The organism is Bradyrhizobium sp. URHA0013 (assembly GCF_000518345.1).
In the GTDB taxonomy this organism is placed as follows: domain Bacteria; phylum Pseudomonadota; class Alphaproteobacteria; order Rhizobiales; family Xanthobacteraceae; genus Bradyrhizobium.
The window spans coordinates 1,241,833-1,263,773 of the sequence record NZ_KI912426.1 but is presented as its reverse complement, the minus strand read 5'-3'; the positions used below and the strand labels follow the sequence as shown (position 1 = coordinate 1,263,773).

Here is a 21,941-nt window from a genome sequence, read left to right as displayed (position 1 = left end):
CATCGACATGTTCAGCGCATTCAGCGGCATCGACACTCACTCCATTCGAGCGAGAACGCCCAGCGAGGCAGCCGTGAAGCGGCTCGACGGCATCGGGCACGTCCTGTCGGAGCTCGATCTGGCGGGCGTCCGGACACAGGATGACCTGACGCGCATGCTCCTGACGCTCGATACCGCCGACAAGTGTATTCGATCGATCCGCGCAGAATTCCGGACCGAAGTCGCGAACGATCGGCTGGCCCACAAGGCCGAAGACCTGATGGCGTTGATCGAACGCACCCGCGACGATCTCACCGGCTGTCGCGCGCCAAAGTCCTGAGCAGGAGCCACCCTATTTCTCGCGATTGATCTTCGCCAGGATTAGATCCGCCTCGGTGCGCCAATCAGCGCTGCGGGCGAACTCCTTGGTGCCTTTCGTTCCGAACAGGCCCTCATCGGCAAGGTCCGCCACCCAGGCCTGCCGCTCGGCGGTGCCCTGCGCGGACCACGGCGTCAGCCCCGCTTCACGCACGGTCTCGGCGACCTCCCGGACTTCCTCGGCGCGGCGGCGGCCATGCTCGATCACGCGCTGGAAGCAATAAGCGCCCTGCTTCTCCCAATCGATCGTGGGAAAGGTTTCCGCCAGCGAAGCCAGTACCGCATCCTCGACGCCATAGGCGCGCGCGGTGGTGAAGCTTTCGATGACCATGGCCTCTAGGCCCTTGATCATGATGCTGCGACACATCTTCACCGCTGATGAAACACCGAGCTTGTCGCTCGCAACCTTTGCCGCAAAACCGATCGCGTTCAAGAGCGGCTCGAGCTCCCTGGCGTCGGGACCACCGAGCAGCAACGGCACCTTGATGCGATAAGGCGGCACCGACGTCATCACCGCGCCCTCGACATAGCGTCCGGCGGCGCCATCGATCAGCGCGGCGGCGCACTGCTTGGCGCCGGGAGACGCCGAATTGAAATCCAGGAACCAGGTGCCCTGATTGATCGCGGCCGCGCAGGCCTTTGCCACCGGCACGGCCTGGCTCGCCGTGACCGCGGAGATGATGAAATCGGATTTGGCGGTCAGCTCGGCGTGAGACGCCGCCAGCGCCACACCGAATTTCGCCGCATGCTCCACCAGCGGTGCGCCCTGCTCGCCACCGAGCTTGATGTCAAAGGCTGAGACCTTGATGTCCTGCTGGCGCAAATCCTCGGCCAGGATCCTGCCGACCTCGCCGTAACCGACCAGTCCGATCTGCCATCGCTTGGGATCGCCCGCCATCAGTTCAGTCCTCGCGTTGTCTCGTCGAACAGCTCCTCGACCGCATAACGGCGCGGGATCAGCGCCTGCTGGAAGGCGTAGTCGACGATCAGCTCCAGCGGCTTCCTGTTGGCGTCGATCCCGAACGGCACAAGATCGGGCGTTGCCGCCGATCCCGCCTGCGCCTTGCTTTGCTTGAGGAGATCATAAATGCCCGATACCACGTCAGGACGCGATTTCGCCAACTGTTCGGTCACGACCACGAGATGGTTGACCGGCACGACGCCGCGACGGGCGTACCATTTGGCGGCTTCCGCGGCCGGATCGGGGAACAGCGTCGTCAGCTTGGGATCGGTCGAGGTCTCGCCGAGGACGGCGTCGAGCTCGCCGTCGATCAGCATCTGCAAGATCTTCTTGCCGTTCGGCGCGCGCTCGGTGGTGTCGACATATTCGGCGACGTGCGGATCCTCGAACGTGACCCAGCGGATGTTGTCGAGATTGACGCCGTAGTCGTTGGCGAGGATGCCTCTGATCCAGGCCCCGGTGGTGGTCGTGAAGGAGCGGATGCCGACGCGCTTGCCTTCGAGATCCGACGGTCCGAGCATTCCATGCGCAGGATTATAGAGCGCGTAGGAATGCTGGAAGCGACCGAGCATGGTGGCAGGCAGTAGCACGAGCGGCTTGCCATGCGCCTTCGCCATCAGATAGGTGACGATCGCCATCTCGCAGACATCGAAGGCCTGCTCGCGCACCATCGGCTTGAACGCGGTGTTGGTCGGCGTGTACGCGATGAAATCGAGATCGAAGGGGTCGGAGCGGAGCTCACCGCTCCTCACCGCCTGGACATGGAGGTGACTGCCGAGCACGGCCTTCAGCTTGAGACGATCCATCGGCCCGCTCCACTTCTCTTCAGACATCCTCGGGATTGTCGACATAGACGAGCCCGGCCTTCGCCAAGGCCTCACGCATGCCGTACATGTCGAGGCCCAGTTCGCCCGAAGCCAGCCGCGTGCGTTTGCCGGCTTCGTCCGCGTTGCGCTTCTTCGCCTTCTCGGCGACTTCGGCCGCATGGCGCCTCGGCACCACTACGACGCCGTCGTCATCGGCTACGATGATGTCGCCGGGATCAACATTGACGCCGGCGCAGACCACGGGGACATTGACCGCGCCGAGCGTCGCCTTCACCGTCCCCTTGGCCGAGACCGCGCGCGACCACACCGGAAACTCCATCTCGTGCAGCGCCCTGACGTCGCGGCAGCCGGCATCGATGATCAGCCCCTGCACGCCGCGCGCCTGCAGTGAGGTCGCGAGCAGCTCACCGAACATGCCGTCGGTGTTGTCGGCGGTACAGCCGACGACGAGGATGTCGCCCTTCCTGCACTGCTCGACCGCGACATGGATCATCCAGTTGTCGCCCGGCTGCGCCAGCACGGTCACGGCGGGACCGGCGATCGCCGCGCCCGGCCAGACCGGCCGCAGATACGGCTTCATCAGGCCGATGCGGCCATAGGCCTCGTGCACGGTCGAGACGCCGTACTCCGCCATCCCGGCGGGATCGGCACGCTTGATGTTGCGAACGACGACCGGCTTCATGCCAGCTCCTCCGCAACCGTCGGGAACAGGCGCTGATAAGCCTCGCCATACGTCATCGGCACGCCGGTGTTGCGGCTGCCCTGAATGCCGCGATTGAGCGCGACGCGCTCGTAATAGCCCCACAGGTGCTTCTGCGCGGCGAGGATCTGGAATGCCTCGTACTTCTCCTTCCAGACCTCGTCGATCTTGAGCAGCAGGTCCGGCTTGTAATTGCACTGCTCGGGCTGGTGTGGCTCGAACAGGAACACCGGAGGCGCCGAATATTTGTACTGCGCACCCGGCTTGTGGCCCATGGCCTGCGCGACCACGCGCGTTTCCTGCGCGAAATGCGCGGCGTTCGGGTGGTCGAAATTATAGGGATCCTCCAGCGCATGCGTCAGCACGAAGCTTGGATTGAGCTCGCGGTAAATGTCGACCATGCGGTCGAAATGCGCTTCCGTCAGCTTCAGCGGATAGTCGCCGCAATCGAAGAACTCGATCTCGGCGCCGAGCAGTTTTGCAGCGCGCTCCGCCTCATCCTTGCGGCCGGCCTTGACCGACTCCAGCGTCGCACCCTTCTCCTTCCAGGCGAACTGGCTCTCGCCGCGCTCGCCGTAGGACAAGCAGACGATCTTCATGCAATAGCCCTTCTTCGCATGCAGCGCGATGGCGCCGCCGGCGCGCCAGACGAAATCGCCCGGATGGGCCGTGATCACGAGACCTGTTTTCATGGGACAAACTCCCCTCTTTCGTTCGTCAACGTCATCGGTTCATCGAGCCGCGACAGCGGGTTCCTCGCCGTCGAGCACGCGCTTCAAGCGGTCGGCATCGAGTGCGCCTTCCCATTTGGCAATCGCGATCGTCGCGACCGCGTTCCCGATCAGATTGGTCGGCGTCAGCCCCTGCGACATCAGGCGGTGGATGCCGAGCACGAGCGCCACGCTCGTCACCGGAATGCTGCCGGTGGCAGACAGCGTTGCCGCCAGCACGACGAAGGCGGCGCCCGCGATTCCCGCCGCGCCCTTGGAGGTCACGAGCAGGATCAAGAGCAGCTCGATCTGCTCGGCGAGCCCGAACGGCGTGTTGGTCGCCTGCGCCAGGAACACCGACGCGGCGGCGAGGTAGAGGCAGGTGCCATCGAGATTGAAGGAATAGCCGGTCGGGATCAACAACCCAACGACGCTGCGCTCGCAGCCGGCCTGCTCCAGCTTGGTCAGCATGCGCGGCAGCACCGTCTCGGACGATGTCGTGGCGATGCAGATCAGCAACTCTTCCCAGATGTAGCGGATCAGCTTGAGCAGCGAGAAGCCGCACAGCCGAGCGACCGGGCCGAGCGCCACGATGATAAAGATCACGCAGGTGAGATAAAAGCCGCCCAGCAGCTTGCCGAGCGAGGCCAGCGAGCCGACGCCGAACTTGCCGACCGTGAAGGCGATGGCACCAAACGCGCCGATCGGCGCGGCCCACATCACGAATCCGACGACGGCGAATACCATCTTGGCGGCTATGTCGATGAGACTGACCAGCGGCGCGGCGCGCTCGCCGAGCTGCACCAGCGCAAATCCGCACAGTACGGCGATGAAGAGCACCTGGAGGATGTTGCCCTCGGCAAAGGCGCCGACGAACGTCGCAGGCACGATGTTCATCAGGAACGGCACGAAGCCGATCACGCCGGTCTGCTTGACATAGGGCTCGATCGCGCTGGCATTGATGCTGGCTGGATCGATGTTCATGCCGACGCCGGGCTTGAGCACGTTCACCGCGATGAGGCCGATGATCAGCGCGATCGTAGTCATGATCTCGAAATAGACAATTGCCTTGACGGCGACCCGCCCCACCCGCGCCATGTCGGCCATATGCGCGATGCCATGGACGACCGTGCAGAAGATGATCGGCGCGATCAGCATCCGGATCGCCTTGATGAAGGCGTCGCCAAGCGGCTGCATCCTGGCGCCAACCTCGGGATTGACGATCCCAAGCGCGATGCCTGCCGCCATGGCGACGAGCACCTGGATCCAGAGCTCCTTCCACCAGGCGCGAACGCGCGGCTTGTCGATCGCAAGCGCCGTCATCGCTCGAACTCGAACAGCCGCGCTGGATTGTCGACGAGGATCTTCTGCTGATACTCCGGCTCCGGCGCAAACAGCGGGATAAGGTCGACGAGATCGCCGTCGTTCGGCATCGCCTTGACGTTGGGATGTGGCCAATCGGTACCCCAGATGACTCGGTCGGGCGCGGTTTCGACGATCTTTCGCGCGAACGGCACGGCGTCGGTGAACGGCGGACCGGCCGATGACACTCGCTCCGAGCCGCAGATCTTGACCCAGCACTTCTCGTCGCGCTGCATCAGCTCAACCAGGATCTTGAACGGCAATTGATCGAGCCCCTCGGACGCCTTCACCCGCCCCATATGGTCGATCGTGTAGCTCAGCGGCAGCCTTGTCAGCGTGTCGGCATATTCGGGCAGGTCGATCGCGTCGAAATGCAGGTCGATGTGCCAGCCGAGCGGCGCGACCATCGCGACGATGCGGTCGAACACCCGCTTGTCGGGAACGCCGCCGAGATGGCGAACGAAATTGAAGCGGCAGCCGCGGAAGCCTCCCTCGTGCAGCACGCGGAGCCCACGCTCCGTGATGGTGTCGTCGATATTGGCAACCGCGCGAAAGGCTCCGTTGCTCTGCGCGATGGCATCGAGCGCCACCGTATTATCGGTGCCGTGCACACTGGCATTGACGATGACGGCTCGCCCGACTCCGAGCTTGGCATGTAGCGTGCGGAAATCGGCGAGCGGCGCATCCGGCGGCGTGTAGGAACGGTCCGGCGCGTAGGGGTATTTCGCGCCGGGCCCGAAGATGTGGCAATGCGCATCGCATGCCAGCTTCGGCAGCTTGAACTTCGGCGTGCGCGTGTTCGGGTTGGGCGGCGGAATAGTCGGCGTGTACATCATTGCCATCGGATAAACCGCCGGACCAGATCGTGTCTTCAAGTCTTGCTGCTGACGACCGGCCGTCGCCGTGCTGGCGCCTGATCCAGCGCCGGCGCCTGGAACGCGGCCACGGTGGCCTGCACCAATTGCTCGATGGCACTTGCGGCATCGCTGCCGTCGGCCTCGCCGCGCGACAGGCGCAAGACGCGATCCGGCGTCACCAGCGAATAATAGAGCGCGCCAAGCAGGAAGTGGCTGCGCCAGACGATATCGGTGCGCGGAACGTGCGGCAGGCTTTCGTGAACAGCATCGATGAAGGCGTGGCTGGTGTCGTCAAAAGTCTGTGCGATGATCTTTCGCGCGACTTCATTGCCCTCCGCGGACATCACCGCGCGCAGCCGCGTGAACCGCGCCCCGCCCCCGGCAAGATCACTGCCCGAGGTGAAGGCCGGCACGACATAGGCCCGCACCACCGCTTCGAGCCGGTCCTGGAGATCGCGCACGCGCTTGGCGGCCGCGAGCAGCTCGGAACGGCGCAAATTCATTGGCCCGCAATGGCGCCGGTAGATCTCCAGCAGCAGGCCGTCCTTGGTCTTGAAATGATAGGTGACGCTGCCGGGATTGGCGCCGGCGGCCTGTGCAATATCGCGCACCGACACGGCGTTGAAGCCGTTGGTGGCGAACAGCTCCTCGGCCGCGGCGAGAATTGCCTCGCGCATGTTCGGCTTGCGGGCCGTTTCCTTGCTGGCGGGGTTGCGCGTCATGTGATTTGTACTATCGTACAAAAGATCAGGTCTCGTCAACAAGAACCATGGGCGGCGTCCGGACGGCTCGAAAGACCGACGGTCCACACGCAATGCTCGCAAGGAGTGCTGGAAAATGCTGGGTTTGAACAAGAAGATCGGCGGCTTGATGCTGGGTGCCGGTCTGCTGCTGGGAGGCGGCGCCGCGCAGGCCGCCGACAGCTATCCGAGCAAACCGGTTCACATCCTGGTGCCCTACGCTGCCGGCGGCGCGGTCGACGTGCTCGCGCGCACGCTCGGACAGGCATTGGCGAAAACCTGGGGCCAGCAGCCGGTGATCGACAACCGCCCCGGCGCCGGCGGCATCGTCGCCTCGCAGGCACTGACGCAAGCCGCCCCCGACGGCTACACGCTGATCCTGGTCGCGAGCGGTCATCCTCTCAACCAGTTCATCTATCCGAGCGTGCCTTATGACACGTTCAAGGACTTTACCGCGATCACCGAAGTCGCCTCCTCGCCGCTCGCGATCGTCGTCGCCAAGGACAGCCCCTACAAGACGCTCGGCGATCTCCTCGCTGCGGCGAAGAAGGACCCTGACAAGCTCTCTTACGGTATGTCCGGCAACGGCACCTCGGCGCATCTCGCCGGTGAGCTGTTGAAATACATGTCCGGCACCAAGATCGTCGCGATCCCCTACAAGGGCGGCGCCCCCGCGCTGACCGCTGTGATCGCCGGCGACATCCCGCTCAGCATCAATCCACTTGCGGAAGCCATCAGCCAGATCGAAGGCGGCTCGGTGCGCGCGCTCGCGGTGACGTCGGCCGAACGCTCGAAGGCGCTACCCAATGTTCCGACCGTCGCCGAGTCGGGCGTGCCGGGTTACGACGTCTCCGTCTGGTGGGGCGTTCTTGGCCCGGCAAAAATGCCGCCGGAGATCGTGGCGAAGCTCGAAACCGATCTGAAGGCGGCGCTGCAGGACCCGAACGTGCTGTCGACGCTCGGCAAGATCGGCGCAGCCGCGGTCGGTTCGTCGTCGAGGGAATTCGACGCCTACATGCATTCCGAGGCGACCAAATGGGAGCCGGTGCTGAAGGCCGCCGACATCCGAGCGCAATGAGGTGCTTCGCATGAGGACCGGCGCGCTGGACACGATCCAGCGCCAGGCCGGCTTGCGCGGCGCCACGAAGGCGACGTAGGTCAATTGCGTGCGCTCGCCCGCATCTTCTCCGGCGGCGCGGGACGCCGCACGAAGTCGGCGTCATCGTCGCCTCCTCCCGACGGGATCAGGATCGCGCGCTCGCGCGGCAGCGCTTCCGGCATCTCGTCGCGGATGAAGGCGATGAGCTTCTCTCTCATCTCGCAGCGCAGGTCCCAGGACTGCGGCGCGTTCCTGGCGCTGACGAGAGCGCGGAGCTCGATGGTGCGAGCATCCGCGTCGATTACCTGGAGATTGACCACCTCGCCGTCCCAGAGCTTGGACTCCTTCACTGCTTCTTCCAGCCAACGCCGGATCCGCGGCACGTCGGCACGATAATCGACATGGAACGCAATCACGCCGATCAGGGACGCGGTGTCGCGGGTCCAGTTCTGGAACGGCTTTTCGATAAAATAGGACAGCGGCACCACCATGCGGCGCCAGTCCCATAGCCGGATCACCACATAGGTTGAGGCGATGTCCTCGACCCAGCCCCATTCGTTCTCGATGATGACGGCATCCTCGATGCGGATCGGCTGGGTGATCGCGATCTGCATGCCCGCGATCAGATTGCTCAGCAGCGGCCGGGCAGCAAGACCAACGATGATACCCGCGGCCCCGGCGGAGGCGAAAAGGCTGACGCCGTATTGCCTGACCGAGTCGAACGTCATCAGCGCGGTCGACACTGTGATGATGACGATGATGATATCGGTGACGCGCTTGAAGACGCGGACCTGGGTGACGTGCTTGCGCGCGACGAAATTCTCGGTGACGTCGCGAAAGTTCAGGAGATACCGTGCCGCGCTCATATCCACGATCCGGATCGAGATCCAGCCGATCAGCGCGATGAAGGCGACGACTAACAGGCGCGTCAGCGGCGTGCGGAAAGCGTCGTCCAGCGGCGCGAGCGGCAGCACCAATGCTACGGCGGCAAGGCTGAGGGCCAGCTGAGCAGGGCCAGCCGTGCGCGCGATGAACACGCTCATGAGCGGGAGGCGGGTTCCGAAGGCGCGGTTGAACAGCCAAACCGAGAGATGATACATCGATAGGGCAATCAGGATCGCGCCAGCGACCAGGCAGAGGCCGACGAACCACGACGGTATCCACCCGAACATCCTGTCGATGTCGGCCAAAAGGGTCTGCCGATTCATTAAAGGCCCCGCATTCTGGTTCGCGCTTGCCGTTCAACGCATTGCAGCGCGGTTCGCTCCCCTGATCGGTGCAATGCAGCATCCCCTCTGGTGCAATCATCGCCGAACTGCGCTATTTCTGGTCGATCATGACTCGACGGACCGGCAGCGCCGACCTTCCCCTTCACACCGGCCGGGTTCCACCCTGGCTGGCGACCCGCATGTCGTCGCTGGGCGCGATCGTCACGCAGGCGATCGTGCATCACTACGGACGGGATGCATTCCTGCAGCGGCTCTCGCACCCGTTCTGGTTCCAGTCGTTCGGCGCCGTGATGGGGATGGACTGGCACTCCTCCGGCATCACGACCTCGGTGATAGGCGCGTTGAAGCGGGGGTTAGGCCCGCTCCAGGATGAGCTCGGAATCTACGTCTGCGGCGGTCGCGGCCAGCATTCGCGCAAGACCCCGGACGAGTTGATGCAGCTCGGCGACCGCGTCGGCTTCGACGGCGCAAAGCTCACGCGTGCGAGTCGCCTCGTTGCGAAGGTTGACAGCGCCGCGGTCCAGGACGGCTTTGACCTTTACCTCCACGGCTTCTTTGTCACCGCCGACGCCAAATGGACCGTAGTGCAGCAGGGCATGAACGGCGACAAGCGGCAGGCCCGCCGCTATCACTGGCATTCCGAGGCGCTGAAGAGTTTTGTCGATACGCCGCACAGCGCGATCGACGGGCCGCTGCAAGGCGAGATCGTCAATCTCACCGACCATCGCGCCGAGATCTCCCGCACCGCGCAGCTTGAGCTTCTGAGCGATCTCGGCCCGGATCGCATCGTCTGCGAATTCGAGCGACTCACCGGGACTGCGTCCGCGCCGGCGCAGGCGATGCTGCCGCACCTGATCATGCCGGCACATCACGACGTGCGGCCCAAGGACGTGTTTGCGCGCCGCCTGCACGGCACACTCGCGGCGGCGGCCGAACGCGGCCCGGTCGACTTTCCGGAGCTGCTGCTGACGCCCGGCGTCGGCGCGCGTACCGTGCGTTCGCTGGCGATGGTCGCCGAAGTCGTGCACGGCGCGCCCTACCGCTTCAACGATCCCGCCCGCTTCTCGCTCGCCCACGGCGGCAAGGACCGGCATCCCTACCCCGTTCCGATCAAGGTCTATGACGAAACCATTCGCGTGTTGAAGGGGGCGATTCAGAACGCAAAGCTCGGGCGCGAGGAAGAGATGCAGGCCCTCAAGCGTCTCGACGACCAGGCGCGGCGGCTGGAGCGCACCGCGCGCGGGCCGTCGGTCGAGGCCTATATCGCCGGAGAGCGTGCGGCCTCGCATGATCTCGACGGCCGCTCAGTATTTGGCTGGGAACGCGACCTTGCATCGACAAAAAAGCGGACCGGCTGAACACCGGTCCGCAAGTTGGTCGGGAGGAACGCCTCTCTCAGGTCTCGTCGGTGCCCGGCTCCTCGTCGAGCCGGTTGGCCGAGTGGTCCTGATATTGGTCGGTCTGGATCGCCTTGCCGTCCATGCCGCGAATGTCCGAGTGCTGCGCCTTGTCGCGGTTTGACAGCACCATGTTGTCGCCGATCTTGTCCTTGGGCACGTCCGTCATGGCGCCGGTGCCGTCGCCCTTGCCGTGCATGCCCGATCTGAAATGCGTCTTGCTGCCATGACCACCTGGCATCTTTTTCTCCTCTTGCTTTGATCGCCCGTGAAGCTCAGTGCTTCTGCTGTGCCGGCGTCGGTTTCGGGGGCTTGTGACCGCTTTGGCCGGGATCGTTGTGCTTGTTGTGGTCGCTTTCCTGGTTGAGGCCGCCACGGCTCACCGGAAATTCGCTCTGCCGCGCCTGAGGTCGCGCGCGGTGGACGGCCGTGTCCTCCGGATTGTGGCCGATCGCTTGGTCAAGCTCTCGCGCGTCTGGAACATCCGGCTTGCGCTCGAGGATGCGAACCTGTTGCTCGTGGGTCTTCTTGCCTTGCATGCTCGTCCTCCGGAGCTATCGGTCTCGTCGGCGCGCGCCGCTGCGCGCGACGTCCTTGTCGATGCCGCCAGCGGCGTTTACGTCGTTCTCGACATCGCCTTCGATCGTGTTCTCGCCCAGGGCGTCCTCGAGGTCGTCAGGCGAGATACCAGCCATCGTTGCGCCCTTCGATCCGCCAATCATGGGATTTTCGTGCAGATCCTTTTCGGTCGGTGCGTAGAGTTTGGGTTGCTTATTGGTCATGCCTCACCTGCCTCCGCCTTTTCCGGCCTCGTCATGCCTGTGGCGTGAATCGTGCTCGCCACCCCCGCCAGAGACGCGGCTGTGGTTGCGCTGCGGGTCGTCCGCCGGTGGCTTCTTCACTTCGAGCGGTGCCTTCGCATTCTCATGCGATGCGCCAGGTCCGCCCTGACGGATGCTGTTCGGTGTCTTGGTGGATGTTGACATGTCACCTCCTCAGCGATCTTGCTGATGGCCTTGGTTGGTGGTGTTCTGCTTGATGTTGCCCTGCTGCCCTTGCTGGTCCGGATTTTGCGCACGCTGCTGGCCGTGCGGGGCAGTCGAGGACACTTGCTTGCTGTCGCCGGTTCCCTTCGGATTTTGGTTCTCGGCGGGAACAGGTGGCATCTTGCCGGTCATGATGCTGTCTCCTGTTGTTGGTCTGCGACATCGACCGAGGAACTCATCGCGGCCTCCGATGTCCCAAAAACAACGAGAGAAACGACATGCCGTTCCTACCGACGAGTGCAGAGAAAATTATCCGCAAGGTGTAAGTCTCAGCAGGCCGCTGGCTGGGAACGAACCATCATCGATCCAGCTGCTCCGTGGCCGTCGGGCACGACGGGGAGATTCGCGATCGCACGCATGCCCGGTCGCTTGCGCCAGTGGATCTGAGACACGTCCACAGCAAAGCCAAGTTTCGGCCATCGCACAAACAGCGCTTCCAAGGCACACGCTGCCTCGATCCGGGCAAGTTGATGGCCGAGGCAGAAATGGATTCCCGTTCCGAAGGACATGTGACGGTTCGGCTTGCGCGCGGGATCGAGGCTGTCGGGACGCTCATGCACCGCCGGGTCCATGTTCGCGGCCGCTAGCATCACCATGACGCGATCGCCCTTCTTGAGACGCACGCCCGCGAGCTCGATATCCCGCCTCACATAGCGCGGCTTGGAGAACTGCACCGGCGATACGAAGCGCAGGAATTCCTCCACCGCAAGCCCGACGCGGCTCCAGTCCTGTGCCAGCCAGTCGCGGACGCCAGGATTTCTGAGGAGCTCGTAGACGGAACCGCTGATGAGATGCGTGGTGGTCTCGGAGCCCGCCGCGAGCAGCAGGAACACCATCGACACCATTTCATCCGGCGTGATCTGGCCGCCCTCGCGCTCGACCTGGACCAGCTCCGCGATCAAGCCGTCGCCGCCCCGCACGCGCGCAATCTGCAACTGCCGTTCGAGGTAGGCTCGCATCTTTCGGAACGCGAACAGCAGGCGGAAGAAGCTGGCGACATTCGTGAGCGAGGACATCGTATTGGCCCACGCGATAAAGCGAGGGCGATCGGCCAACGGCAACCCAAGCAGCTCGGAGATCACCGCGAGCGGCAGGATGCGGGCATAGCGCTGGACGAGATCGGCCGGGCTTCCTGCCGAGAATAGCTCGTCGGCGAGACCGTCCGCGATGGCGCGGATACGCGGCTCCATCGCGACGATCGCGCGGCGGCGGAAAGCCTCGTCCACGATGCTGCGCAGCCTTGTGTGGTCCGGCTCGTCCATCGTCAGCATGTTGTTGGCGATGGTTCTGACGTAGTTCGGCATCCACCAGCGCAGACCTGCGACGTCGCCATCCTCCTTGCGCACGTGAAATTGGTGCCGTCCTTCAGGACTTGCGCCGTCGCCTCGTGGGTCGTGGTGATCCAGACATCACCGACGAGAGGAAATCGGATCGCGACCACAGGACCGGACATGCGCAACGTTGCGATCGCCTTGGGCGGATCGCGAAAGAAGGCCTCGCTGGTGAAATCGAGGCGTGGTGCCATGTGTTCACCGCAGCGGTTGACGGGGTCTCACCGAGATGGTGCACGACGCCACCCGCGCAAGGGGTGCGGAACCTCCGCCGTCATCGGTTCAGGCGTGAGAGTCGCTACCCCCGCCCGGGCGAACGCGGGCCGATCTTGCGCTGCTGCTGATTGGTGTAGGCGTCCCAATTGCTCCAGCTGCCGTTGCTGAGGCTTCGCAGGTCGGTGGTGAGCGGACGGCGCGTGCGCTTGTCGTGATCGGCGATCACGCGCTCGGATTGCACGATCTTGCGCTTGAGTTCCCCGACCGCCTTCTGTGTTTGGCCGTTCCGCTTCGAAGACGCGATCTCGCCCATCGTGAAGCGCGCGGTCTCGAGCGCCTTCAACTCGGCGCGGTTCTTCTTCAACTGAACCCGGTGCCAGGCGATGTTGCTGTCGCTGTCCGCAACCATGTGGGAACTCCGCTGATTCGTTCCCACAGTGTATCGCGTGCCGAATCGGCGCCGCAACGGGCGCGCGGCGGCGAAAATACGGTCTTATTGCGCGAGAGTTCCGGGCCTAGCGCTCGGCGAAAGCCTTTTCGACCACGAATTGGGCCGGCTCACCGTGATTGCCCTCGATAAGACCCCGCTCGCCGAGGAGCACGCGGGTGTCCGCCACCAGCGCCGGGCTGCCGCAGATCATGACGCGATCGTGGGCGGCTTCCAGTACCGGCAGGCCGATGTCGGAAAACAGCTTGCCCGAGGTGATGAGGTCGGTGATGCGGCCGCGATTGCGGAAGGGATCACGCGTCACGGTCGGATAGTAGATCAACTGGTTGCGGATGTACTCGCCGATCAGCTCGTCCTTTGGCAGAGTTTCGGTGATCATCTCGCCATAGGCGAGCTCCTTGACGTGCCGGCAACCGTGCAGCAGCACGACCTTCTCGAACCGCTCATAGGTCTCGGGGTCCTTGATCACGCTCAGGAACGGCGCAAGGCCCGTACCTGTGCCGATGAGGTAGAGGTTGCGGCCGTCCTCCAGATTGTCGATCACCAGCGTGCCGGTGGCTTTGCGGCTGACGATGATCTCGTCGCCTTCCTTCAGATGCTGGAGCCGTGAGGTGAGTGGGCCGTCCGGCACCTTGATCGAGAAGAACTCCAGCGTGTCCTCGTAATTGGCGCTGGCGACGCTGTAGGCCCGCAACAGCGGCTTCTCGCCGACCTTGAGCCCGATCATGGTGAATTCGCCGTTGCGGAAGCGGAAGGTCGGGCTGCGGGTGGTCTTGAAGGAGAACAGCGTGTCGGTCCAGTGGTGGACGCTCAAAACGGCTTCCTGATTGAAATTGCTCATCTCACCCTTCCGTGGCGCGTCGTGGCGGTTTTCAAGGCGGCAGCTATGCGTCGTTTGTACACGATCATTTGTATACTAATGAATAATCCGGCTTGATCCCGCGGTCAAGGCTGCCCAAGATCGGAAGCGTTGCAGTTAAGGATAAGGACCCATTCCATGGCGCATGACGCACCCCAGGCCACCGGACCCTCGAAGCTCGTGATCCGCAATATCGGCCTGATCCTGTCCGGCGCGCTGGAAAAGCCGATCCTGGACGGCGACACTATCGTCGCCGAGAACGGCAAGATCACCGCGATCGGCCGCTTCAAGGACCTCGACACCGAAGGCGCGACCACCATCGTCGAGGCCAACGGCACCACGGTGGCGCCCGGCCTGATCGACAGCCATGTCCACCCTGTTGCGGGCGACTGGACGCCGCGCCAGAACCAGATCGGCTGGATCGACAGCAATTTGCATGGCGGCGTCACCACGATGATTTCCGCCGGCGAGGTGCACATGCCCGGCCGCCCGCGCGACGTCGTCGGGTTGAAGGCGATGGCCATCTTCGCACAGCGCGCATTCTGGAATCTGCGGCCTGGTGGCGTGAAGGTTCACGCCGGCGCGCCTGTGATCGAATGCGAGATGGTCGAGGAGGACTTCAAGGAGCTGGCCGCAGCCGGTGTCAAGCTGCTCGGCGAAGTGGGCTTGGGCGGCGTCAAGGATGGCCCCACGGCGCGAAAAATGGTTGGCTGGGCCCGCAAATACGGCATCCAGAGCACGATCCACACCGGCGGTCCCTCGATCCCCGGCTCCGGCCTGATCGACAAGGACGTGGTGTTGGAGGCCGACACTGACGTGGTTGGCCACATCAATGGTGGCCACACCGCGCTTCCCGACGACCAGATCCGCTGCATCTGCGAGGGCTGCAAGCGAGGCCTCGAGCTGGTGCACAACGGCAATGAGCGCTCGGCGCTGTTCACGTTGCGCATCGCGCGCGAGATGGGCGATCTGCACCGCGTCATCCTCGGCACCGACGCGCCGGCCGGCTCCGGCGTGCAGCCGCTCGGCATTCTCCGCATGGTGTCGATGCTGTCCTCGCTTGGCGACCTGCCGGCAGAGGTCGCGTTTTGCCTGGCCACCGGCAACACGGCGCGGATGCGCGAATTGGATTGCGGCCTGATCGAAGTCGGCCGTTCCGCCGACTTCGTCATCATGGACAAGGCGCAGCACTCGGCCGGCAAGAACATTTTGGACAGCGTCCAACTCGGTGACCTCCCCGGCATCGGCATGACCATCATCGACGGTATCGTGCGCACCCAGCGCAGCCGCAACACCCCGCCGGCCGGCAGGGTGCCGGAGGTGGTGGCGAAGTGACGCAGCCGGAGCGGCTCGCCGCTCCGCGCGGGCCCCTGAAAGCATTGAACAAGTCGCCAGCCTGCTGCGTCTAACGCAATCAGTTCATTGCTGGGCGTCGAGGCAGACATGAAGAACTCGTCGCGGATTGCTGCCGGCGTTGCCGGTGCGGTCGGAGGTTATGTCGCGACCTTTGTACTGTTTTCAGTGCTCGATCTGGGCAACCGGGCGGACCCGATCAAGTCTGGTCTGTTGGCACTATTCGTATACTCACCCATCGGAGCGATCGCTGGCGTGGTGTTTGTGAGCCGGCTGGTGACACCTTCCGGCACGGATGCAAGCAATAGCGGTCTCGTGCGCAACAGCCTGAAGTCGCTCGGCGTTGTCGTCCTGCTCTGCTTTGCCGCTGCGGCCACTTACATCGGCCTCGCGTACGTCACGGCCACGCCCTGGCTCAACCGGAACGGCGCCACTCCCCTGCTCGTCTTCGAAGTCCGGTTTCCGGCCGGCGCAACGTTGCCGAAATCGCCGCAAGCCATCACCATCGAATTGCAAACCGACCTCAACACCATGCCGGGCGAATTGAACCCAGCCGGCTTCCGTAGTGACGGCGATCAGCCCGTTATCGCAGGCGAAGTCGAACTGGCGTTCCGAACCTCGCACCGCCAGCTCGCCGTCAACATCCAGGGACAGCCCAGCCGAGTCTACCCGATCGGATTGACGGCCTGGGCTCCGCATACACCGGAATTCGGAACGTGGCGGCGGCTCGCCGACGGCAGCGAAATCCGCTATCGCGCCAAATGGCCGGGGAAGACGTAAGGGGATCACCGCGGTTTTGCGATCTCACAACGCACATAGGTCTGGCGCTTGCCTTGCCCGACCGGGCTGTTGTCCATCACCAGCTTGCCATCCGCGGCAATGGAAACCCGGGGATTGGAGCGATACTTCTCGCCCTCGCCTTCGCAGGCGAGCTTCATTTTCCAGCTGAGCTTTCCGTCGGCGGTGATCTCCCTGGCGCGGCACCGGGTCTCATACCAATAGAGACGGTTGCCGCCCTCGATGCTCATGCGGTTGGCGCTGTCCTGGTCGCGGCAATCCTTTTTGGTTGACGCCCAGAACCCCTCATAGGCTTGCGCCGCCCCGGCGGGAGCACACTGGCCCGCCAGCACCGCGCTCATACTCAGAGCCATCGCAAACCGCGCCACCGCTCTCATATCAACAACCTCGACAAAACCTTCACCGAGGTTAGTCGCGCCTCACCGCAGCTTGTTCAACAGCGCCATCAGCATCTCGCGCTCCTTTGCCTCGAGCGGCGCCAGCGTCTCCCGGGTGATCGCGAGCGCATTCGGCGCGACCTTTTCCGCCAGCTGCTGGCCCGCGCGCGTCAGGCTGACCAGAAGCCGTCGTCCGTCCTCGGGATCCTGGCTGGTCTCGGTGAGGCCGCGCGCCGTCAAACGATCGATCACGCCCTTGATGGTCGCCACATCCATCGCCGTCAGGCGCCCGAGCTGGTTCTGCGAGCATGGCCCGGCCTCGGCGAGCTTCGACAGCGCCGCCCATTGCGTCGGCGTAATGTTGGTGCCGATCTCGCGAGAGAAGATCGCGCTGTGGCGCTGCCAGACCTGGCGAAGGATGAACCCAACCTGCTCGTCGAGCACGTAAGGCGGCTTTGCCGGTTTGACGCTTTTCTTCGCCGCGACGCTTCTCGCCATCCGCTCGATACCCTTGCCCTTTGCCTTCACAACGACAGATGTGCGTCGCGGATATCCGGACGCGCGTCGAGCTCGGCCATGGTGCCGCCGAAACAGATGCGGCCGCGCTCGATGATATAGGCGCGATCGGAGATCAGCCGCGCAAAGTGCAGATTCTGCTCGGAGACGACGATGCTGACGCCCTCCTTCTTCATGGTCAGGATGGCATCGACCATCTGCTCCACGATCTTCGGCGATAGGCCCTCCGAAGGCTCGTCCAGCAGCACCAGCGACGGATTGCCCATTAGCGTGCGCGCGATGGTGAGCATCTGCTGCTCGCCGCCGCTCATGCGGCCGCCCGGGCGATTTTTCATCTCGCCGAGATTAGGAAACAGCGAAAACAGCTTGTCGCGGGTCCAGTGCGGTGCGTTCGGGCGCTTCGGCTGACGGCCGACCTCGAGATTCTCTTCCACCGTCAGGTCGGTGAAGATACGCCGCTCCTCCGGCACGTAACCAAGCCCATCCCGCACGATCTCATGTGTCGGACGCGCCGAGACATCCTTGCCTTCGAACATGATCCGCCCCGAGCGCTGCGCGACGAGCCCGACGATCGAGCGGAACGTCGTCGACTTGCCGGCACCATTGCGGCCGAGCAACGCCACGACTTCCCCCTCGCCGACCTCGAAGCCGATGTCGAACAGGATATGCGCCGGGCCGTAATGACTATTGAGATCTTGCACCGTGAGCTTCATACCGATGCTCCCTCGCGATGCCCGGCCTCGTAAAGGAGGCCCTCGCCGAGGTAGACCGCCTGCACCTGCGGATTGCCGCGCACCTCCGCCGGCGAGCCTTCGGCAATCAACGTGCCGCGGTTGAGCACGATGATGCGATCGGCGTGCTCGAACACCACGTCCATGTCGTGCTCGGTGAAGAGAACGCCAATCGATTTTTCCCGGGCGATCTGCGCGGTCAGCCGCATCAAATCGACGCGCTCGCGCGGCGCCATGCCGGCGGTCGGCTCGTCCATCAGCAGCAGCTTTGGCTGATTGGCGAGCGCGACGGCGAGCTCGAGCCGCTTGAGATCGCCATAGGCAAGCTCGCCACAGGGGCGATCCGCGTAACCGCCCATACCGACCAGCTCGAGCAGTCGCCCGGCTTCGCCGCGGTCGAAGTTCGGCGCCGAGCCCCAAAGATTGTACAATTGCTTGCCGTGCGAGATCAGCGCGACCTGCACATTCTCGCGCACGGTCATGGTCGCGAAGGTCGCGGTGATCTGGAAGGTGCGGCCCACGCCCATCCGCCAGATCTCGCGCGGCTTCCTGCCGGTTGTGTCTTCGCCGAGCAGGCGGACGTGGCCGCTATCAGGCTTGTTCTGGCCGTTGAGCATGTCGAAACAGGTGCTCTTGCCCGCGCCGTTCGGTCCGATCAGCGCCAGGATTTCGCCTGATCGCAACGAGAAGGAGACGCCGCGCACGGCGTGGACGCCGCCGTAGGATTTGGTCAGGCTTTCGACCGCGAGAAGTGGGGGGGCGACGCTCATTCGGCGGACTCGATCGGCTTGGCAAGCAAGGGGGAGCCCGGCGGCGATGCCTTCCTGCGGCGCTGCGCCAGCATCTCCAGCATGCCGACGATGCCCTTGGGGAAGACGACGACGATCAGAACGATGAAGCCGCCGAGCACGAGCTTTGACAGGTCGGTCTGGCTGACCAGCCAGATGTTCAAGGCCTTGTAGACGATGGCGCCGATCACCGCGCCCGACACCGTCTCGACGCCGCCGAGCAGCACCATCACAAGCGCATCGACCGAGAGCGAGATGCCGAGATTGTCCGGGAAGACGCTGCCCTTGAGGTAGGCGAACAGCGCGCCGCCGATGCCCGCGGTCGTGCCCGCGATCACGAAGGCGGTCCACTGGATGCGCTTGGCGTTGATGCCGACCGCTTCGCTGCGCAGCAGCGAGTCGCGCGTCGCCCTCAGCGCATAACCGAACGGCGAGAACACCATGGCCCGCAACGCGATCGTCACGAGCGCCGCAACGCCGAGCGACAACCAATAGAAATGCGATGGGCTCGCCGCCCAGCTCGCGGGCCAGACGCCCAGGATGCCGTTGTCGCCGCCGGTGACGCTCACCCACTGGAACGCGATCGACCAGACGATCTGCGCGAAGGCGAGCGTCAGCATTGCAAAATAGACGCCGGAGAGCTGCACCGCGAAGAAGCCGAACACGGCAGCGCCCATGCAGCCGAGCAGCGGCCCGAGCAACAGGCAGACGATCATCGGCAGTCCCGCCATCTTGGCGAGGAAAGCGACGCCGTAAGCGCCGAGGCCGAAATAGGCGGCGTGACCAAAGGAGGCGAGCCCGCCGACCGACATCAGGAAGTGCAGGCTGACGGCGAAGATTACGGAGATCGCGATCTCCGAGCCGACGGTCAGTGCATAGTTGCCGGCGAACAGCGGCAGCGTCGCTGCGATGACGAGCGCTGCAAGCGCGGCCAGCCGCTCGTTCGACGTCAGCGGTCGCCAAGGATTGACCGTGAGACCCGGCGTCTTGCGCGCGGGGGCCTCGGGTCTGCCGAACAGGCCCCAGGGCCGCACGATCAGCACTGCCGCCATCACCAGGAAGACCAGGATGATGGAGATTTTTGGAAAGATCAGGATGCCGAAGGCGTTGAGTTCGGAGACCAGCACCGCCGCGACGAAAGCGCCGATGATGCTGCCGAGGCCTCCGATCACGACGACGACGAAGACCTCGACGATGATACGCAAATCCATCGCATGATGCACGGCATCGCGCGGAATCTGGAGCGCACCGCCTAGAGCGGCGAGGAAAACACCGACCGCAAACACGCTCGTGAACAGCCATTTCTGGTTGACGCCGAGCGCTGCGACCATGTCGCGGTCTTGCGTCGCTGCGCGCACCAGCACGCCCCAGCGCGTGCGCTGGAACAAGAGCCAGAGGATGCCGAGCACGACCGGGCTGAGCACGATCAGGAACAAATCATAGCTCGGGATGTTTTGGCCGAAGAAGTCGATCGCCCCCTTGAAGCCGGGTGCACGGCGCCCGACGAGATCGTCCGGGCCCCAGATCAGGACGACGAGGTCCTCGACCATCAAGGTCAGGCCGAAGGTCGCAAGCAGCTGGAACAGTTCGGGCGCGTGATAGATGCGCCGGAGCAGCACCATCTCGACAATGACGCCGATCACTGCCACGGCAAGCGCTGCGATGACGATCCCGCCCCAGAAGCCCAACGTCCCCGATAGGCGCTCGGTGAGCGTGAAGGCGATATAGGCACCGATCATGTAGAAGGCGCCGTGCGCGAAATTCACGATCCGCGTCACGCCAAAGATGATCGACAGGCCCGATGCCACCAGGAACAGCGACGCCGCACTGGCGAGGCCGGTCAGAAACTGTACGACGTAAAAGGCCATCAGCGGTCCGGGTTGGTGTTGCATCACCTCTCCCCGCTTGCGGGGAGAGAGAGCTTCGTAGGGTGGGTTAGCGCAGCGTAACCCACCTGTTCTGGCTATGCGGGTACAGACCGTGGTGGGTTACGCCTTCGGCTAACCCACCTACGGCAGCGGAGATCAATCCTTCGGACGCAGCTTCTCGACTTCGGCATCACTTGGCAGATAGTCCGCGCCCTTCTTGTAAGACGAGTCCACCATCACGCCCTTGCCGTCCTTCAGCGCGGTCTTGCCGACATAGGCACCGAGCGTCGACTGGTGATCGATCTTGCGGAAGGTGATCTCGCCGAGCGGCGACGGCATCGACAGTCCCTCCGCCGCGCTGATCAGCTTCTCCGGATCGGTCGAATTGGCCTTCGCCAGGATCGCCGCCGCCGACTTGATGGTCTGATAGCCGACGATCGAGCCGAGGCGCGGATAGTCGTTGTACTTGGCCTGATAGGCCTTCAGGAACGCGTCGTGCTCGGGCGTCTTGATCGAGTACCAGGGATAGCCCGTGACGATCCAGCCCTCGGGCGTTTCCTCCTTGAGCGGGTCGAGATATTCGGGCTCGCCGGTGAGGAACGAGACGACCTCGCGTCCCTTGAACAGACCGCGGGTGTTGCCTTCACGCACGAGCTTGACGAGATCCGCGCCGAAGGTGACGTTGAGGATCGCCTCGGGATTGGCCGCGGCAACCGCCTGCACCACCGGACCGGCGTCGATCTTGCCCTGCGGCGGCCACTGCTCATCGACCCACTGGATGTCGGGCCGCTTCTCCGACATCAGCTTCTTGAACACGGCAACCGCCGATTGGCCGTATTCATAGTTCGGCGCGATCGTCGCCCAGCGCTTTGCCGGCAGCTTGCTGGCTGCTTCCACCAGCATCGCCGCCTGCATGTAATTGGAGGGGCGCAGGCGGAAGGTGTACTTGTTACCCTTGGACCAGGTGATGGCGTCCGTCAGCGGCTCGGCCGCCAGGAAGAACACTTTCTTCTGGTTGGCGAAGTCGCTGACCGCAAGACCGATGTTCGACAGGAACGTACCCGTCAGCATCGCCACGCCCTCGCTCGACACCAGCTCGTTGGCTGCGGTCTGTGCATCCGCCGGCTTGCCGCCATCGTCCTTGGAGACCACGACAAGCTTCTTGCCGTTGATGCCGCCGGTCGCGTTGATCTCTTCGACCGCGAGCTGCCAGCCCTTGCGATAGGGCTCGGTAAACGCCGGCAGCAACGAATAACTGTTGATCTCGCCGATCTTGATGTCCTGCGCCAGAGCCGAATGAGCCATGCCGCTCGCCAACAGCGCAAATGCCGCGCCGGCGAAATAGTTCTTTGCTCGCATCCCAACCTCCAC

At 64.0% G+C, this 21,941-nt stretch carries 26 protein-coding genes and 1 pseudogene; 5 read left to right on the top strand and 22 right to left on the bottom strand.

Features of this window, described 5'->3' with window-relative positions; translation table 11 throughout:
- Nucleotides 1-7 precede the first annotated feature (7 nt).
- Nucleotides 8-319: a hypothetical protein gene (locus N551_RS0126470; protein ID WP_027569482.1), complete on the top strand. Its 312-nt coding sequence runs from the start codon at nt 8-10 to the stop codon at nt 317-319.
- A gap of 12 nt (nt 320-331) precedes the next feature.
- Here N551_RS0126470 and N551_RS0126465 read toward each other — a convergent pair whose 3' ends face one another.
- Genes N551_RS0126465 through N551_RS0126435 form a run of 7 tightly spaced genes read right to left on the bottom strand, consistent with a single transcriptional unit; the run spans nt 332 to nt 6,496 of the window.
- Nucleotides 332-1,255 carry an NAD(P)-dependent oxidoreductase gene (locus N551_RS0126465; protein WP_027569481.1) on the bottom strand — a complete coding sequence of 308 codons (924 nt, stop codon included), beginning with the start codon at nt 1,253-1,255 and terminating at the stop codon, nt 332-334.
- Nucleotides 1,255-2,124 carry a hypothetical protein gene (locus tag N551_RS0126460; RefSeq protein ID WP_027569480.1) on the bottom strand — a complete coding sequence of 290 codons (870 nt, stop codon included), beginning with the start codon at nt 2,122-2,124 and terminating at the stop codon, nt 1,255-1,257. The genes N551_RS0126465 and N551_RS0126460 overlap by 1 nt, the downstream gene beginning before the upstream one ends.
- 19 nt (nt 2,125-2,143) lie before the next feature.
- On the bottom strand, nt 2,144-2,827 hold the full coding sequence (locus tag N551_RS0126455; RefSeq protein ID WP_027569479.1) for a 4-carboxy-4-hydroxy-2-oxoadipate aldolase/oxaloacetate decarboxylase: 684 nt from the start codon (nt 2,825-2,827) through the stop codon (nt 2,144-2,146).
- Nucleotides 2,824-3,537, bottom strand: coding sequence for a PIG-L deacetylase family protein (locus N551_RS0126450; RefSeq protein ID WP_027569478.1), 714 nt, complete (start codon nt 3,535-3,537; stop codon nt 2,824-2,826). The genes N551_RS0126455 and N551_RS0126450 overlap by 4 nt, the downstream gene beginning before the upstream one ends.
- A 39-nt stretch (nt 3,538-3,576) precedes the next feature.
- Nucleotides 3,577-4,878 carry a C4-dicarboxylate transporter DctA gene (gene dctA, locus N551_RS0126445; RefSeq protein WP_027569477.1) on the bottom strand — a complete coding sequence of 434 codons (1,302 nt, stop codon included), beginning with the start codon at nt 4,876-4,878 and terminating at the stop codon, nt 3,577-3,579.
- Nucleotides 4,875-5,759: an amidohydrolase gene (locus N551_RS0126440; protein WP_027569476.1), complete on the bottom strand. Its 885-nt coding sequence runs from the start codon at nt 5,757-5,759 to the stop codon at nt 4,875-4,877. Before N551_RS0126440 ends, dctA begins: the two co-directional genes overlap by 4 nt.
- Nucleotides 5,760-5,788: 29 nt before the next feature.
- Entirely contained in the window at nt 5,789-6,496 is a 708-nt protein-coding gene (locus N551_RS0126435) for a TetR/AcrR family transcriptional regulator (protein ID WP_027569475.1), read from the bottom strand.
- 115 nt (nt 6,497-6,611) lie between these two features.
- Here N551_RS0126435 and N551_RS0126430 point away from each other — a divergent pair, with 115 nt between their 5' ends.
- The gene (locus N551_RS0126430) at nt 6,612-7,592 is read left to right on the top strand and encodes a tripartite tricarboxylate transporter substrate binding protein (protein WP_027569474.1); all 981 of its coding nucleotides are present in this window, start codon (nt 6,612-6,614) and stop codon (nt 7,590-7,592) included.
- Between the two features lie 80 nt (nt 7,593-7,672).
- Here N551_RS0126430 and N551_RS0126425 read toward each other — a convergent pair whose 3' ends face one another.
- Nucleotides 7,673-8,821, bottom strand: a complete 1,149-nt coding sequence (locus tag N551_RS0126425) for a mechanosensitive ion channel family protein (protein ID WP_027569473.1) — start codon at nt 8,819-8,821, stop codon at nt 7,673-7,675.
- Nucleotides 8,822-8,949: 128 nt separating this feature from the next.
- Between N551_RS0126425 and N551_RS0126420 the strand changes: the two genes are divergently transcribed.
- Complete coding sequence (locus N551_RS0126420; RefSeq protein ID WP_027569472.1) at nt 8,950-10,200, top strand: DUF763 domain-containing protein; 1,251 nt, start codon at nt 8,950-8,952, stop codon at nt 10,198-10,200.
- Nucleotides 10,201-10,237: 37 nt separating this feature from the next.
- Here N551_RS0126420 and N551_RS0126415 read toward each other — a convergent pair whose 3' ends face one another.
- The 8 genes and pseudogenes from N551_RS0126415 to N551_RS0126385 all read right to left on the bottom strand — a co-directional run bounded on the left by N551_RS0126415 (nt 10,238) and on the right by N551_RS0126385 (nt 14,121).
- Nucleotides 10,238-10,480, bottom strand: coding sequence for a hypothetical protein (locus tag N551_RS0126415; RefSeq protein WP_027569471.1), 243 nt, complete (start codon nt 10,478-10,480; stop codon nt 10,238-10,240).
- Nucleotides 10,481-10,514: 34 nt separating this feature from the next.
- Nucleotides 10,515-10,778, bottom strand: coding sequence for a hypothetical protein (locus N551_RS0126410; protein ID WP_027569470.1), 264 nt, complete (start codon nt 10,776-10,778; stop codon nt 10,515-10,517).
- 15 nt (nt 10,779-10,793) lie between these two features.
- The gene (locus tag N551_RS0126405) at nt 10,794-11,021 is read right to left on the bottom strand and encodes a hypothetical protein (protein WP_027517322.1); all 228 of its coding nucleotides are present in this window, start codon (nt 11,019-11,021) and stop codon (nt 10,794-10,796) included.
- A 3-nt stretch (nt 11,022-11,024) separates the two neighbouring features.
- The gene (locus tag N551_RS39465) at nt 11,025-11,225 is read right to left on the bottom strand and encodes a hypothetical protein (protein WP_081747947.1); all 201 of its coding nucleotides are present in this window, start codon (nt 11,223-11,225) and stop codon (nt 11,025-11,027) included.
- Between the two features lie 9 nt (nt 11,226-11,234).
- Entirely contained in the window at nt 11,235-11,417 is a 183-nt protein-coding gene (locus N551_RS0126400) for a hypothetical protein (RefSeq protein WP_027569469.1), read from the bottom strand.
- 137 nt (nt 11,418-11,554) lie between these two features.
- Nucleotides 11,555-12,810, bottom strand: a pseudogene (locus N551_RS36280) (cytochrome P450).
- 104 nt (nt 12,811-12,914) lie between these two features.
- Nucleotides 12,915-13,241 (bottom strand): hypothetical protein, encoded by a 327-nt coding sequence (locus N551_RS0126390; RefSeq protein ID WP_027517320.1) that lies wholly within the window; start codon nt 13,239-13,241, stop codon nt 12,915-12,917.
- Between the two features lie 106 nt (nt 13,242-13,347).
- Complete coding sequence (locus tag N551_RS0126385; RefSeq protein ID WP_027569468.1) at nt 13,348-14,121, bottom strand: ferredoxin--NADP reductase; 774 nt, start codon at nt 14,119-14,121, stop codon at nt 13,348-13,350.
- Between the two features lie 156 nt (nt 14,122-14,277).
- Between N551_RS0126385 and N551_RS0126380 the strand changes: the two genes are divergently transcribed.
- Both N551_RS0126380 and N551_RS0126375 read left to right on the top strand, forming a co-directional pair.
- Nucleotides 14,278-15,474 carry an amidohydrolase family protein gene (locus tag N551_RS0126380; RefSeq protein ID WP_027569467.1) on the top strand — a complete coding sequence of 399 codons (1,197 nt, stop codon included), beginning with the start codon at nt 14,278-14,280 and terminating at the stop codon, nt 15,472-15,474.
- A 108-nt stretch (nt 15,475-15,582) separates the two neighbouring features.
- A complete protein-coding gene (locus N551_RS0126375; protein ID WP_027569466.1) occupies nt 15,583-16,272 on the top strand; it encodes a hypothetical protein in 690 nt (229 codons plus the stop codon).
- Nucleotides 16,273-16,277: 5 nt separating this feature from the next.
- Here the strand turns inward: N551_RS0126375 and N551_RS0126370 are convergent, their stop codons facing one another.
- The 6 genes from N551_RS0126370 to N551_RS0126345 form a co-directional block, all read right to left on the bottom strand.
- Complete coding sequence (locus N551_RS0126370) at nt 16,278-16,667, bottom strand: hypothetical protein (RefSeq protein ID WP_027569465.1); 390 nt, start codon at nt 16,665-16,667, stop codon at nt 16,278-16,280.
- 42 nt (nt 16,668-16,709) lie between these two features.
- Nucleotides 16,710-17,165 carry a MarR family winged helix-turn-helix transcriptional regulator gene (locus tag N551_RS0126365; RefSeq protein WP_007592445.1) on the bottom strand — a complete coding sequence of 152 codons (456 nt, stop codon included), beginning with the start codon at nt 17,163-17,165 and terminating at the stop codon, nt 16,710-16,712.
- 26 nt (nt 17,166-17,191) lie between these two features.
- Complete coding sequence (locus tag N551_RS0126360; RefSeq protein ID WP_027569464.1) at nt 17,192-17,896, bottom strand: ABC transporter ATP-binding protein; 705 nt, start codon at nt 17,894-17,896, stop codon at nt 17,192-17,194.
- Nucleotides 17,893-18,684: an ABC transporter ATP-binding protein gene (locus N551_RS0126355; RefSeq protein ID WP_027569463.1), complete on the bottom strand. Its 792-nt coding sequence runs from the start codon at nt 18,682-18,684 to the stop codon at nt 17,893-17,895. The genes N551_RS0126360 and N551_RS0126355 overlap by 4 nt, the downstream gene beginning before the upstream one ends.
- A complete protein-coding gene (locus N551_RS0126350; protein ID WP_027569462.1) occupies nt 18,681-20,570 on the bottom strand; it encodes an ABC transporter permease in 1,890 nt (629 codons plus the stop codon). The genes N551_RS0126355 and N551_RS0126350 overlap by 4 nt, the downstream gene beginning before the upstream one ends.
- 156 nt (nt 20,571-20,726) lie before the next feature.
- Complete coding sequence (locus N551_RS0126345) at nt 20,727-21,929, bottom strand: ABC transporter substrate-binding protein (protein ID WP_027569461.1); 1,203 nt, start codon at nt 21,927-21,929, stop codon at nt 20,727-20,729.
- Nucleotides 21,930-21,941 lie beyond the last annotated feature (12 nt).

Coding starts and splice junctions, on each gene's coding strand:
- N551_RS0126470 (WP_027569482.1), top strand. CDS start 8: ATGTTCAGCGCATTCAGCGGCATCGACACTCACTCCATTCGAGCGAGA.
- N551_RS0126465 (WP_027569481.1), bottom strand. CDS start 1,255: ATGGCGGGCGATCCCAAGCGATGGCAGATCGGACTGGTCGGTTACGGC.
- N551_RS0126460 (WP_027569480.1), bottom strand. CDS start 2,124: ATGGATCGTCTCAAGCTGAAGGCCGTGCTCGGCAGTCACCTCCATGTC.
- N551_RS0126455 (WP_027569479.1), bottom strand. CDS start 2,827: ATGAAGCCGGTCGTCGTTCGCAACATCAAGCGTGCCGATCCCGCCGGG.
- N551_RS0126450 (WP_027569478.1), bottom strand. CDS start 3,537: ATGAAAACAGGTCTCGTGATCACGGCCCATCCGGGCGATTTCGTCTGG.
- dctA (WP_027569477.1), bottom strand. CDS start 4,878: ATGACGGCGCTTGCGATCGACAAGCCGCGCGTTCGCGCCTGGTGGAAG.
- N551_RS0126440 (WP_027569476.1), bottom strand. CDS start 5,759: ATGGCAATGATGTACACGCCGACTATTCCGCCGCCCAACCCGAACACG.
- N551_RS0126435 (WP_027569475.1), bottom strand. CDS start 6,496: ATGACGCGCAACCCCGCCAGCAAGGAAACGGCCCGCAAGCCGAACATG.
- N551_RS0126430 (WP_027569474.1), top strand. CDS start 6,612: ATGCTGGGTTTGAACAAGAAGATCGGCGGCTTGATGCTGGGTGCCGGT.
- N551_RS0126425 (WP_027569473.1), bottom strand. CDS start 8,821: ATGAATCGGCAGACCCTTTTGGCCGACATCGACAGGATGTTCGGGTGG.
- N551_RS0126420 (WP_027569472.1), top strand. CDS start 8,950: ATGACTCGACGGACCGGCAGCGCCGACCTTCCCCTTCACACCGGCCGG.
- N551_RS0126415 (WP_027569471.1), bottom strand. CDS start 10,480: ATGCCAGGTGGTCATGGCAGCAAGACGCATTTCAGATCGGGCATGCAC.
- N551_RS0126410 (WP_027569470.1), bottom strand. CDS start 10,778: ATGCAAGGCAAGAAGACCCACGAGCAACAGGTTCGCATCCTCGAGCGC.
- N551_RS0126405 (WP_027517322.1), bottom strand. CDS start 11,021: ATGACCAATAAGCAACCCAAACTCTACGCACCGACCGAAAAGGATCTG.
- N551_RS39465 (WP_081747947.1), bottom strand. CDS start 11,225: ATGTCAACATCCACCAAGACACCGAACAGCATCCGTCAGGGCGGACCT.
- N551_RS0126400 (WP_027569469.1), bottom strand. CDS start 11,417: ATGACCGGCAAGATGCCACCTGTTCCCGCCGAGAACCAAAATCCGAAG.
- N551_RS0126390 (WP_027517320.1), bottom strand. CDS start 13,241: ATGGTTGCGGACAGCGACAGCAACATCGCCTGGCACCGGGTTCAGTTG.
- N551_RS0126385 (WP_027569468.1), bottom strand. CDS start 14,121: ATGAGCAATTTCAATCAGGAAGCCGTTTTGAGCGTCCACCACTGGACC.
- N551_RS0126380 (WP_027569467.1), top strand. CDS start 14,278: ATGGCGCATGACGCACCCCAGGCCACCGGACCCTCGAAGCTCGTGATC.
- N551_RS0126375 (WP_027569466.1), top strand. CDS start 15,583: ATGAAGAACTCGTCGCGGATTGCTGCCGGCGTTGCCGGTGCGGTCGGA.
- N551_RS0126370 (WP_027569465.1), bottom strand. CDS start 16,667: ATGAGAGCGGTGGCGCGGTTTGCGATGGCTCTGAGTATGAGCGCGGTG.
- N551_RS0126365 (WP_007592445.1), bottom strand. CDS start 17,165: ATGGCGAGAAGCGTCGCGGCGAAGAAAAGCGTCAAACCGGCAAAGCCG.
- N551_RS0126360 (WP_027569464.1), bottom strand. CDS start 17,896: ATGAAGCTCACGGTGCAAGATCTCAATAGTCATTACGGCCCGGCGCAT.
- N551_RS0126355 (WP_027569463.1), bottom strand. CDS start 18,684: ATGAGCGTCGCCCCCCCACTTCTCGCGGTCGAAAGCCTGACCAAATCC.
- N551_RS0126350 (WP_027569462.1), bottom strand. CDS start 20,570: ATGGCCTTTTACGTCGTACAGTTTCTGACCGGCCTCGCCAGTGCGGCG.
- N551_RS0126345 (WP_027569461.1), bottom strand. CDS start 21,929: ATGCGAGCAAAGAACTATTTCGCCGGCGCGGCATTTGCGCTGTTGGCG.